Raw genomic sequence first — 13066 nt, forward strand, 5'->3', positions numbered from 1 at the left:
TTCAGAAAGCCAATGTCAGTACTGCCATTGGCTTTTTCCCATTATTTGTTTGATTCTTATATAATTTATAATAGTAAACCTTTGAAAATGTACTGTATTCTATGTTACTTATTGATAAAATATTCTGTAATTTTATCCAGGGTAACTTCTGTCTGTTCACCGGTATCCATATTTTTGATATTAGCCTTATTATTTGCCAGCTCATCTGCTCCAATAATAACCGTGTTTTTTGCACCGATTTTATTGGCATATTTCATTTGTGCTTTAACACTTCTGTCCATGTAATCTGTTTCTACTACAATATCTGCATTTCTTAAGGTATTTACTATTTTGTATGCTGCTCCTTTTGCTTCTTTGCCTAATATACCAACATATAATTCAATGGCAGGTTCCGATTCCAACTCTACACCTTCCTGCTCCAGGAAATATATAATTCTCTCAATACCCATTCCGAATCCTACAGAAGGAATATTCTGCTTTTCATCTATTTCATGAACCAGGTTATCATAGCGGCCGCCACCGCACAATGTAAATCCTTCTTCATTCACCAATTCAAATACTGTCTTTGTATAGTAGTCCAAACCTCTTACAATTCCTGTATCAATTTCATATGGAATATCCAGCTCTGTTAGAAGGCTTTGTAATTCTTCAAAATGTTCCTTGCACTCCTCATCCAAATAGTCAATGGTTCTTGGAGCATCTTTAACGATTTCTTTACAGGAAGGAACTTTACAATCTAACACACGAAGAGGATTCTTCTTCATTCTTTCCCTACAGGTTGGGCATAAATGCTCTTCATGTTGTTTCAAAAATGCCAGCAATGCATCGTTGTAGATTTTGCGGCAATTGCTGCATCCAATGCTGTTAATGTGAAGTTTAGCATCTTTTAAGCCAATTTTTTTAATAAAAGTTGTAATTAAAGTAATTAATTCCACTTCTGCTAAAGGACTGGCTGATCCTACAAATTCCACACCAAACTGGTGGTGTTGGCGAAGCCTTCCACTTTGGGGCTGTTCATAACGGAAAGCAGGAGTAACATAAAATAATTTGGTGGGCTGGCTTTCTGCATACATATTATTTTCCAGATATGCACGGATGGCACCGGCAGTTCCCTCTGGTTTTAAGGTTATGCTGCGGTTCCCTTTATCCATAAAAGTATACATTTCTTTTTGTACTACATCTGTTGTTTCTCCTACACCTCTTTGAAATAGAACCGTATGCTCAAATACAGGTGTAATCACTTCTTTTATGTTATATGCTTTGCAAAGTTTTCTGGCTAATGCTTCGATTATGGTTCTCTTGTGCATACTGCTGCCATACCAGTCCTGAGTACCTTTTGGTCTTTGTGTAATCATCTCGTTTCCTCCTGTATCTATCTTTCTATATAAAAGAAATCAACAATATAACAAAGTATCATGATTTCCCTGAAAATACCTTTTCTGATTTATAGTGCGAATATAATTCTGTATTTCACTATATTCTTCCGAATGTATCACTTGTAAAAGTGCAAGAAATACTTTCATATCAAAATTTTTTACTTCTTCAATCATTAAACTAATGGCGGTATCTAAATCATAAGCTTTCCGGTAACTTCTATCTGATACCAAAGCTGCAAATACATCACAAACCCTGAGTATTCTGGCTCCAAAGGGAATATTCTCTCCCTTTATATTTCTGGGGTATCCGGAACCATCATAATTTTCATGATGATGATAGACAGATTCTACAATAATGTGAGAAAAGTCCTGCTCTTTCAAAATCTCCTGTCCTATTATGGGATGCATACGAACGTATTTCATTTCTTCAACAATTAAGGAATTTTTATCCCTTCCATATAAATACTTCCCTAATTTTAATTTTCCAATATCGTGTACCATACCTGCTAAAGCCATCATATAACAATAATTTTGATCCATACCCAGCTTCTTGGATAAGGAAGCAGCTAAGTTACTGACTAATATCCCATGATCTATGGCTTCTAATAAGTCATCTATGGCTGTTACTTCTATCTCTGACCAATCTACTTTCAGATTATCATTTAATAGCATCTGAATTTCCTTTCATTATAATAAAGTATTGTTATGCAGAAAGTTTTTTTTCCTTTCTATCATTTCATCAATACGTTCAATATAGTCCTTTAGGCTTTTTACATTCTCCACTCGTTCAATTCGATTTTCGTCATAGAAAACAAATTTAGATAAGCCCCCTGCACCTAAAGCAAGAATCGTTTGTTTCTCTTCCATGATTAAAATATTATAAATACCTTCTTTGCCGTATTTTGCATAGCCTATATTCTCAAGATTATCTGCCATATTCTTTTGTCTATAGAGATAATATGGGAGATAGCCATTGCCTTTAGCAAAATCCGAGGTTAACTGAAACATCTTTAAGGTATCCTGAGGCTTCATATCCTGATAATCTTCTTTTTTTATGTTTAATCTGGCAGCTCTTTTTACCGCCAAAGTATGCACGGTTATACTGTCAGGATTTAGCTTTTGAATTTCCTGTAGTGTATAGGCTACGTCATCCACGGTTTCTCCGGGTAATCCGATAATCATATCCATATTAATATTATCATGTCCTAGGTCTCTAGCCATATGAAAGGCTTTTACCACTTCTTCCGCCGTATGCTTTCTACCGATAATATCCAAGGTTTTTTGTCTCATTGACTGAGGATTAATGGAGATTCTGGTTACTCCGTGTTCTTTTAAAACTTTTAATTTATCTATAGTTATACTATCCGGTCTTCCAGCCTCAACTGTATATTCTACAACGTTAGAAAAATCCAGACTATTTTCTATATGGGTCAACAAACGGTCTAACTGGTCTGCACTTAAAGTAGTGGGGGTTCCCCCTCCCAGATATACCGTAGATAATTTCTTATTGTCCATGCAGGTTCCTGCATAGGTAATCTCTTTAAAAAGTGCTTGTAAATACTGTTCCACAATGGCCCCAAACACCTGAAAAGAGTATGAAGTAAAAGAACAATACAGACAGGTACTTGGACAGAAAGGAATACCAATATAGATACTATACCCTTTTTTATACTCCATATTATGAAGAAGGGAATATTCCCGTTCCGCCACCTGTAAACTAATATCCACCTTCTCTTTGGAGCACAGATATTGCTCTTTCATATAAGCAGCTATTTCTTCCTTGGATATGTTATTTTCCAAACGTTCAAAGGCAATTTTAGTTGGTCTTACCCCGGTTAAGGTACCCCATGGCAATTCCTTTCCTGTCATGCCGATTAAGCAGTTGTATAGTAAACGTTTCAAATAATTTCTGTATTGGGGTTTCTCCGGTGAAAGAACAGATATGGTTTTATTAAAGTATTCCTGTTTTCCTTCAAATACAATTAATTGTATGTTATTATGTTCCAGTCTGAGATAAAAATTTAGAACATCATCTATATTGTCTTGCATAAGGTCATTCTGTATTTCCGCATATTCAGGCAAAGCTTTCACTTTGCAAAGTTCGCTGGGATCTTTAGAATGATTGTCTGAGGTAACTATCCCAGGTTTATATACCTTTATTTGCTCATCGGGATAAAATGCCTTCACTATGGCATGTATATCATATTCATATTCGTCTTTTGACAGAGTTATTTTAATCATTTTGAATATCCATCCTAAGAAACATATGGGTTTGTGTTTCTTTCATGACCTACGGTAGTGCTTTCCCCATGTCCCGGGAAAACAGTAGTATCATCCGGTAAAGTCATTAATTTATGATTCACGGAATCCAATAATGTATTTAAGTTACCTGTAGGTAAGTCGGCTCTTCCAACAGTTCCTTCAAATAATGTATCTCCGCTGAATAAAATTTTACTTTCTTTAAATAAATAGCAAATTCCTCCGCTGGTATGCCCCGGTGTGTGAATAACATTAACCTCTGTTCCTGCAAGCTTTATAATATCTTTATCATTTAATAACATAGTTGGTGTTAATGATATATTTTTCCCCAGGGAAACAGATAAATTTAAAGAAGGAGTTTCTAAAAGCTCCTTTTCTTCTTTGGAAGCATAAATAGGTATATGAAAATTAACTGCTATTTCGGAAGCTGCCAATATATGATCAAAATGTCCATGAGTTAAAAGTACAGCAACCGGTTTTAATGTTTCCTTATTTATTTTTTGTATAAGCACTTCTGCCTTATCGGCAGGATCTATAATTATAGTTTCTTTTGTATCTTCATTAATTGCAAAGTAGCAATTTGTCATCACCGGACCTAATACATAAGTTTCAATTTTCAAAGAATAAGTCTTCCTTTCCATATAAAAGTTGGAGTGCTTTCAGTGTACCAGTACTAGCCTGTTGTCCTTTCAATATCAAGAACACTTTCCACATTCCGTAACTTTGATACAATAAACTGTAATTGTTCTACACTATTAATTTCAAATCCTATACTAATAGTTGCGGTTCCTTGTTTGCTGGTTCGTGCTGTCATAGAGGTAACATCAATTTTGTTTTCCGTTAATATTCTGGAAATGTCAACCAATACACCATTGCGGTTATTGGCAAATATTTTTATTTCAGCAAAATATAACTCTCCTCCTTGGGCGGATCCGGCACCTGTAGCCCACTCTGCTTCAATTAATCTTGCCCTGTCTTCTTCTGATAGGTTCATTAAATTAATACAGTCTGTTCTGTGAATGGAAACCCCTCGTCCTCTGGTAACAAAACCTATGATTTCATCCCCTGGCACCGGATTACAGCATTTTGAAAATCGGACAGCTACATCGTGAATACCTTCTACTACAATCCCGCCTTTGGTTTTGGCCACCGTAGCCGGTTTATTATCCTTTATTTCAGAAATAGTCTCAAGAACCTTTTCGTCAGTTAACTCTTTTTTATGCTTTTTGTCATATTCGTCTTTTAGTTTATTAATTACCTGACCTTCTTTTAATCCGCCATGTCCAACAGCTGCGTAAATGGAATCCCAGTCACGGAAGCCATATTTTGACATAACTTTATTCATAAATTCAGATTTCAGCAGGTCACTTAAATTAATATTCTTTGTCTTACAGTAATTGATAATCATATCCTTACCGTGGGTAATATTGTCTTCTTTTAACTCCGTCTTAAACCACTGATTAATCTTATTCTTTGCCTGTGTACTCTTAACTATAGATAACCAGTCTCTGCTTGGCCCTTTGGAATTTTGGGAAGTTATGATTTCAATTCTGTCACCGTTTTGAATAACATAATCTATATTTACCAGTTTACCATTGACTCTTGCACCAACCATTTTATTCCCAACAGCACTATGAATGCTATATGCAAAATCAATAGGTGTTGATCCATTTGGTAAATTCTTAACATCTCCTGTAGGTGTAAAGCAATAAACACTTTCTGAAAATAAATCCAGATCGCTTTTTAGAAGGCTTAGGAATTCCTTATTATCCGACATATCCCGCTGCCACTCAAGAATCTGACGAAGCCAGGTAAGCTTTGCTTCTTCCGTATCCCTAGTATTCTTACCATCCTGACCCTCTTTGTATTTCCAGTGAGCAGCGATACCATATTCTGCCGTACGGTGCATTTCGTAGGTACGTATCTGTATCTCAAAAGGATGTCCGCTAGGTCCAATCAGGGTAGTATGAAGTGATTGGTACATGTTCGGCTTTGGCATAGCAATGTAATCCTTAAATCTTCCGGGGATAGGCTTATACATTTCATGTATAACACCCAAAGCGGCATAACAGTCTTTCACCGTATCAACAATAATTCGAACTGCAAATAAGTCAAATATTTGATCTAAGGTTTTATTCTGGTTTACCATCTTTTTATATATACTAAAGAAATGTTTTACCCTGCCGTCTATTTTAGCATCAACATCCATGGCTTTCACATGTTCGCTGACTTCTTTAACAATCTCATTAATAAATTCCTTACGTTCAATCATTTTGGAATCTATTTTCTCCGTTAAGTCTTTATAGACTTCCGGTTCCAGATATCGGAGAGACAAATCATCTAATTCTATCTTAATTTTGGAAATACCAAGTCTCTGTGCAATAGGTGCATAGATGTCCATGGTTTCTCTTGCTTTTTCTTTTTGTTTGATAGGTGTTTGATATTGCAGAGTACGCATATTGTGTAATCTGTCTGCAAGCTTAATCAAGATAACGCGAATATCCTTAGCCATTGCCAAGAACATTTTTCTAAGATTTTCAGCCTGAATCTCAACCTTATCTTTAGAATAGTTTAATTGGGTAAGTTTTGTAACACCATCTACAAGTAGTGCGATTTCTTCATTAAATACATCAGCAATTTCTTCAATCGTGTATTTAGTATCTTCTACAACATCATGAAGCAATCCTGCCACAATGGTTTCTTTATCAAGTTCCAGTTCTGCCAATATGATAGCTACACATAAGGGATGTATAATATATGGCTCTCCGGATTTTCTGCACTGCTCTTTGTGAGCACTATCTGCAATGTGGTAAGCTTTTTCAATCATGGAAATATCAGCGGAAGGGTGATAGCTTTCCACAACTTTAACTAGCTGCTGATATAATTCTTCCGGACTGGTAAAGTCCGCAGGAGCTTTTATATCTGCAAAATCAGGATTATCAAAATCATTTACTTTATTTTTATTCGCTTTACTTTCCATGAAATCACCACCTTTTTTAAAGTTTATCTTCTTATTATAATCATATTTTTATAAAAAATCAATTGATTTATATAATTATGACACTTCCTGATGGGTTTTGTCTACATTTTTTTGGTCTAAAGTTGTTTTATCTGCTGGAAAGTTATGAAGTCTCCCACTATAATTTCTATGTTAGAGGCAGTGAAACATGAGGAATCCAGGGGATGTTAACCGTTTTTTTCAGTTGCTGGGAGCATTTTACGTTTCCTTGAGTTAATAATTTTTATTATATTTATTCTTATTTAAGTAAATTTATAAGTTATTAGTTTGGGCTATAATATTTTATTATTCTTAATTTAATAAACTTACGTTATATTGTCTTACAAATTACTCTTTGATTTTTTTCTTTGTCTTCATATAAAAGGATCTAGTAAATTATCTATTTATTATAGATAATAATATATCTTAAAAAGCTGATTAATTAAATTGACAGAATAAAATTAAATAAAAAAATTGATAAAAAATATAAATCCATATAATAACTTTTTAGCATTCCCTTGTAGTAATTTTATTTATACTATGATACAATTGGATAAAGTTGTTAAATTAGTTATTAAGATTACAATATAGTTTTATAATGATAAATTAATATAAAAAAGTTCAAAGAAAAGGGTTTAGAATAATTAGAAGTGACATTGATATATTTTAATGAAATTTATACATTTTAGTTTTAGTAGTTTTTTTAAAATTTTACTAATATAATTGGATTAGGAGGCAATATGAGTATTACAGTTGGAGAAATTAATAATTACAATGATTTTATTAATGCATTATTAAAGGTGGGTATGAGTACCGGGGGAGAAAAGAATTCCGATGGTATATTGGCTTTATGTGATTATTATGGGAAAAGTATTATATGGCACACGGAAGATGTTGATACCGATCCCTGGGAATGGCGGATCAGAGTATTGGACCAGCGTAATGATATTGCTTATGGAAAACTCTTTTTTAAGAAAAGCGGATATATTACTGCCGATTGGTATCCGTATTTTTATGCAGTAAGACGCGGAATAAAAAGCTTTGAAGAGGATTATTCTGATGGAAATATTAGCTTTTATGCAAAAAGAGTTTATGAACTTATTAGCAGGGAAGGGACATTACCTTTGCACATTATCAAACAGCTTGGTAATTTTACAAAGGAAGATAAAACAAAATTTGATAATGCAATTACTGAGTTACAAATGAAAATGTATATTACCATGTGTGGAAGAAGTAAAAAATTCTCAAAAACCGGACAAGAATACGGCTGGTCTTCTACCACCTTCTGCAAAACCGAAGATTTTTTTGAAGAAGATATCTTTGAAAAAGCAAACTCCTTGTCCAAAGAGCAGGCTTACGAAAAACTTTATACACATATTCTTGAACTTAATCCGGGTGTTGATTCTAAGAAATTAGATAAATTCATACTTGGTAAGTAATAGAATTACGTACTTAGAAAATATATATTTTAATCCTATGCTGAAAGAGGAAATCATATGAAATTATCAAAAGTTCAATATGAAAATATAAGAAATTGGATGTACCGAAATGCAAGACCATTAGATTTAACCGGTAACCTCCTCCTGTTTGATAGCCAAAAAAACAGGTCCTGCCCATGCAGAACCTGTCGATTTTCATTGCCTAACTAGTTACCTTCATACTGAATAACAGCATCCACGTCATAGCCTTTTAGCTTTTCGCGTCCCTTAAGACCCTGTAATTCCATCAGGAAAATAATTTTTACAACTTCACCACCAAGGCTTTCCACAAGCTTAGTGATTGCTTCAATAGTACCGCCTGTAGCAATTAAATCATCTACAATCGCTACTTTCTGTCCGGGCTGAATAGCATCTTTGTGCATTTCAATGGTAGCAGTACCATATTCTAAAGCATATTCCATTTCGATGGTTTCGCAAGGTAACTTACCTTTCTTACGAACAGGAACAAAAGCCTTATTTAGATTATATGCAATTGGAACACCAAAAATAAAACCTCTGGATTCTGGTCCAACAATAACGTCAAAATCAACTCCATCTAATAGAGCCTGCATTTGGTCAATAGACATTTTTAAACTGTCTTTATTTTGTAAAACTGTAGTAACATCACGGAAAACGATTCCCTCTTCCGGAAAATCCGGTATACTTCTCACATATTCTTCTAATTTCTTCATATAAACCTCTATTCCGGTGCTTTTGCACCATTTAATAATGACAACAATTCGTGCTTTTGCGCAAATTGCCGGTTTAGAAACTTATTTTCAGCCTGACTATCATCTGTGTGCTTAAGCACCTAAAAAAGATCTGGATATTAAAAACTTGTTTCTCAACCTACACCCATGCCTTTCAATTTAAGCCTTTTTAAATTGAACAGGCCTTGTCAATTTATTTCTCCATTCATACAAATACCATCAAAAATTATATCACTTTTCCATAAAAATAGCAATTTCTTTCTTGCATTTTAGGGAAAACAGGAAAATGAGAAATTAATTTTAGTTTCCCATATACTGTAATGCATGAAAGATATGTAAAAAATTAAGAAGTAAAGTAACTTTAATATATGTGGTCTTGTGACTGATTTTTGTCTGCATTACTAATTGAGTATAAGTTATGCCTGACGGTTTTGTATTTGATAGCTCTGGATTATGATTTGCAAGGAGCGATACCCTCCATATTCATTTATGGAAGGATAATAAATAACAGATAAAGTAATTGCATTATCCCGGTTCTGAAACATTTTATCCACTTCCATCTGACCATAGTGTTCTGCCAAATCATTGATAAAGGAATCTACATCTCCAAAATACATAGCATCCATTACTCTTCCATAGGCATTTACCACTTGAAGTTTTAATACATTGGCATTCTTACCAAGTATGGTGGCTCTTCTTACTTTTAAATTTTTCTCTGCAAAGATTGGCTTGGTATTACCTTTTCCAAAAGGCTCCAGTAATTCTAATTCTTCTACCAGTTTTTCATTGAGATACCCTAATGGCAGTAAAACATCAATAGATACCTTAGGAATAAAATCTTCTTCCGTTAAGGTGGAATATTGATTCAATGCCCCACGAAATGATTCTACCTGACAATTCTCTAAAGATAATCCTGCTGCCATTGGATGTCCACCGAATTTCAGCAATAGCTCTTTGCATTTTGTTAGTTCTTCGTACATATTATATTGGTCTATGGAACGGCCGGAGCCCTTTACCCCATTTTCCGTATCAGTAAGTACTAAAGCCGGCTTATTATATCTTTCCCTAATTCTTCCGGCTATAATTCCTGCAAGGCTTTCATGGCATTCTTTTAAATAAACCACAAGAACCTTATCCTTATTCATGTCACTGCCTTCCAACATTTGAATGGCTTGCTCCAGACCTTTTGCTGTCATATCTTTTCGCGTATCATTAAGTTCTTTTAACTCTTCTGCAATTCTTTTTCCTTCTTCCGGTGTATCTGCAAGTAACAGTTTAAGTCCTTTCTTGGCAGTATCCAGCCGTCCGGAGGCATTCAGACATGGACCAATGATAAATCCAAGATGATAAGCGGATAAATTAGCAAACTGTATGTCGTTGCAATCAATCAACGCCCTTAGCCCCTGATTCTTTGTAGTCTTAAGCCTTTCCAGTCCGTTCTTTACAATAATACGGTTTTCACCCACCAGATCCATAACATCGCAAACCGTTGCAATAGCAGTCACTTCCAACAATTCGCCCAATTCTTTTCTATCAAAACCGAATTCTTGGTACAAAGCCTGAATAAGCTTAAAAGCAACCGCTGCTCCACATAGGGATTTCCAGGGATATTCACAGTCTTTTTGTTTTGGATTTATAACGGCATCCGCATTTGGAATATGGCAGACAATTTGTTCTTTTTCCATAGTAAAAGGAATATCATGGTGATCGGTGATGATTACCGTCATCCCCATCTCTTTTGCTTTTTCTACTTGTTCAATTGCTGATATGCCGTTATCACAGGTAAGAATGGTATCTACCCCATCCTCATAGGCAGCTTCAATTATATTCATATTAATGCCATAACCATCCCTTATTCTATGAGGGATTTCATAGTCCACATTTGCACCGCATCGTCTCAAACCGGTATAAAGTACAAAAGTGGAGGAAACACCATCAACGTCATAGTCTCCCACAATACGAATCTTAGCCTGTGATTTTATTTTTTCTTTTAATATATCACAGGCTTTCTTCATATCTTTCATAAGAAGTGGATTATGTAAATGCTCTAAATCAGGATGCAAGTAGGCCTCTATGTCTTCTATTGTTTCATGATTTCGATTCACGATTAACCTGGCTAATACTTCACTTACTTTAAATTGTTCCATAATAGCCTGAAAATCAGCTTTTTTATTTTTAATAAACCACTTTTCCATTTTTTCTCTTTCTAACTCTTTTACAGTAATTTACACAACAAATGTAATTAAATGTGGAGCCGTAAAGGCAGCATTATATTTGGAAGATTAGCAGATCTCTAACCTACTTTGGATTATTCCTCACCTACAGCTTCCGCGGCCTTTAACATAATGGCACATTCCACTCTCTTTCTTTGCAGTTCGCATCCGATATCATAAGTGTCATCAATTTGTCCTTGGAACTTATAGGAGTTGGCTGCACAACCACCGCTGCAATAAAATCTTGCAAAACATTTCTTACATTTTTCTTTTGAGTATACATTACATTGTTTGAAGTCTTCTCTTAAGTCCGTTCTCTTTATTCCCTCATAAACATTTCCCATAAGGTATTCTGTCTCACCAACAAACTGGTGGCAAGGATAAAAGTCTCCCCAAGGTGTAACAGCAAGATATTCTGTGCCTGAACCGCATCCGGACAGACGTTTTGCTACACAAGGGCCTCCTGATAAATCAATCATAAAGTGGAAGAAGTTAAAGTCTTTTCCTTCTTTCTTCTTCTTTAACATATATTTTGCCAGCTTATCATATTCTTGGCAAATCTTTGGAATATCTTCTTCTCTGATGGAGTAAGATTCCTCCGGCAGTGAAACAACCGGTTCAACGGATATTTGCTTAAAGCCCAGTTCCGCAAAATGCTTTACATCTTCTGAAAAGTCTAGGTTATTGCGGGTAAAAGTTCCTCTTACATAATAATTGGTCTGATTACGATCTTCTGCTAATTTAATGAATTTGGGAATAATAATATCGTAACTACCTTTTCCGTTACGGGAAGGTCTCATTAAATCATTTACTTCTTTTCGCCCGTCAATACTTAGAACCACATTGCTCATTTCCTTATTCAGGAATTCTTCCACTTCATTATCTAATAAAATGCCGTTTGTGGTCAATGTAAAACGAAACTTCTTATTATGTAATTTTTCTTGTTCTCTACCATATTTCACAAGTTCTTTTACTACTTCAAAGTTCATTAACGGTTCACCGCCAAAGAAATCCACCTCAAGATTTCTCCGGTTTCCTGAATTAGCAATTAAGAAATCCAAAGCCCGCTTTCCTACTTCATAACTCATTAATTCACGATGTCCGTGATATTCCCCTTCTTCTGCAAAGCAGTAACGGCATGCCAGGTTACAATCGTGGGCAATATGCAGACATAGTGCTTTTACGACAGTTTCACGGTTTTTAAATTCATTGATATAATTCTCGTAAATATCTTCTGTAAATAAAGCGCCGTCTTTTACTAACTGTTCCACATCTAAGATGGATTCCTGAATGGCTGACTTCATTTCATCATAATTTCCCGGCTCTATTTCAAAAAGCTCCGCATATTCCGGTTTGTTGTATTTATTAAATATTTCCGCAACTATAGTCTCTTTATCTTTTTCAGAAACCATGTGTGTTTTGGTATCTCTCAATTTATCAAATAAAGCGATGATATCATATGCAACATCATCGACTACATGGATCATTCCACTATTTACATCCAAAACTATGTTGTAACCATTATTTTTATATTGGTGAATCAACGTATTACTCCCTTCCAAACAGGTCTTTCTATACCTGAACAGTGAATGAGGCTGTTGCAAAACTTATTCTGCAAAAGCCCCATTGTATACTTTATGTATCTTCTGCACATTATAATTATAATGTGCTGCATATTATAATGTGATGCATATTATAACATACTGCATATATAATATGCTCATATTATGATGTTCTGCACATCGTTTTTGTAGCAGCAGTTTACTGTAAATCTATTTGTTTTCACAGCTTTGGTTTCCAACTGTACAAGATGTTTTACAAGCTGATTGGCAAGAAGTCTGGCATTCGCCGCATCCGCCCTTTTTCATTGTATCTTTTAAATTTCTGGTATTTAAAGTTTTGATACGTTTCATAAGGTTGCCTCCTTTAAAAATTTGTATTGCAAATTTTAGCAATAACTCCATCCACCATTATAACATAACCCTACTATTATGAAAAGAGTTTTTTTCCTTATGTTATTTTTAAAGCCCCT

The 13066-nt window shown here is 34.8% G+C and carries 10 protein-coding genes; 1 reads left to right on the forward strand and 9 read right to left on the reverse strand.

The annotated features are described in order from the left end of the window. Positions 1-104: 104 nt before the first annotated feature. From hisS to BM183_RS01815, 5 genes are read right to left on the reverse strand one after another with little or no spacing between them, the layout of a single operon-like run. The gene (hisS, locus tag BM183_RS01795) at positions 105-1355 is read right to left on the reverse strand and encodes a histidine--tRNA ligase (protein ID WP_091684015.1); all 1251 of its coding nucleotides are present in this window, start codon (positions 1353-1355) and stop codon (positions 105-107) included. Positions 1356-1394: 39 nt separating this feature from the next. Next, positions 1395-2048, reverse strand: a complete 654-nt coding sequence (locus BM183_RS01800) for an HD-GYP domain-containing protein (RefSeq protein ID WP_091684017.1) — start codon at positions 2046-2048, stop codon at positions 1395-1397. Positions 2049-2063: 15 nt separating this feature from the next. Beyond that, on the reverse strand, positions 2064-3617 hold the full coding sequence (gene hemZ / locus BM183_RS01805) for a coproporphyrinogen dehydrogenase HemZ (protein ID WP_091684019.1): 1554 nt from the start codon (positions 3615-3617) through the stop codon (positions 2064-2066). A gap of 14 nt (positions 3618-3631) precedes the next feature. Then, positions 3632-4255: an MBL fold metallo-hydrolase gene (locus tag BM183_RS01810; protein ID WP_242960803.1), complete on the reverse strand. Its 624-nt coding sequence runs from the start codon at positions 4253-4255 to the stop codon at positions 3632-3634. A 53-nt stretch (positions 4256-4308) separates the two neighbouring features. Continuing rightward, entirely contained in the window at positions 4309-6615 is a 2307-nt protein-coding gene (locus tag BM183_RS01815; RefSeq protein WP_091684023.1) for a RelA/SpoT family protein, read from the reverse strand. A 758-nt stretch (positions 6616-7373) separates the two neighbouring features. Here BM183_RS01815 and BM183_RS01820 point away from each other — a divergent pair. Beyond that, positions 7374-8072 (forward strand): AlkZ-related protein, encoded by a 699-nt coding sequence (locus BM183_RS01820; RefSeq protein WP_091684024.1) that lies wholly within the window; start codon positions 7374-7376, stop codon positions 8070-8072. Positions 8073-8278: 206 nt separating this feature from the next. Here BM183_RS01820 and BM183_RS01825 read toward each other — a convergent pair whose 3' ends face one another. From BM183_RS01825 to scfA, 4 genes are all read right to left on the reverse strand, one after another. Continuing rightward, positions 8279-8803 (reverse strand): adenine phosphoribosyltransferase, encoded by a 525-nt coding sequence (locus BM183_RS01825; protein WP_091684026.1) that lies wholly within the window; start codon positions 8801-8803, stop codon positions 8279-8281. A gap of 434 nt (positions 8804-9237) precedes the next feature. Beyond that, the gene (recJ, locus tag BM183_RS01830; protein ID WP_091684028.1) at positions 9238-11016 is read right to left on the reverse strand and encodes a single-stranded-DNA-specific exonuclease RecJ; all 1779 of its coding nucleotides are present in this window, start codon (positions 11014-11016) and stop codon (positions 9238-9240) included. A gap of 113 nt (positions 11017-11129) precedes the next feature. Further along, positions 11130-12578 (reverse strand): thioether cross-link-forming SCIFF peptide maturase, encoded by a 1449-nt coding sequence (gene scfB, locus BM183_RS01835; RefSeq protein WP_091684030.1) that lies wholly within the window; start codon positions 12576-12578, stop codon positions 11130-11132. Positions 12579-12806: 228 nt separating this feature from the next. Continuing rightward, positions 12807-12947, reverse strand: a complete 141-nt coding sequence (scfA, locus tag BM183_RS01840) for a six-cysteine ranthipeptide SCIFF (protein ID WP_091684032.1) — start codon at positions 12945-12947, stop codon at positions 12807-12809. Positions 12948-13066: the final 119 nt, after the last annotated feature.

The organism is Anaerocolumna aminovalerica (assembly GCF_900115365.1).
GTDB lineage: Bacteria > Bacillota > Clostridia > Lachnospirales > Lachnospiraceae > Anaerocolumna > Anaerocolumna aminovalerica.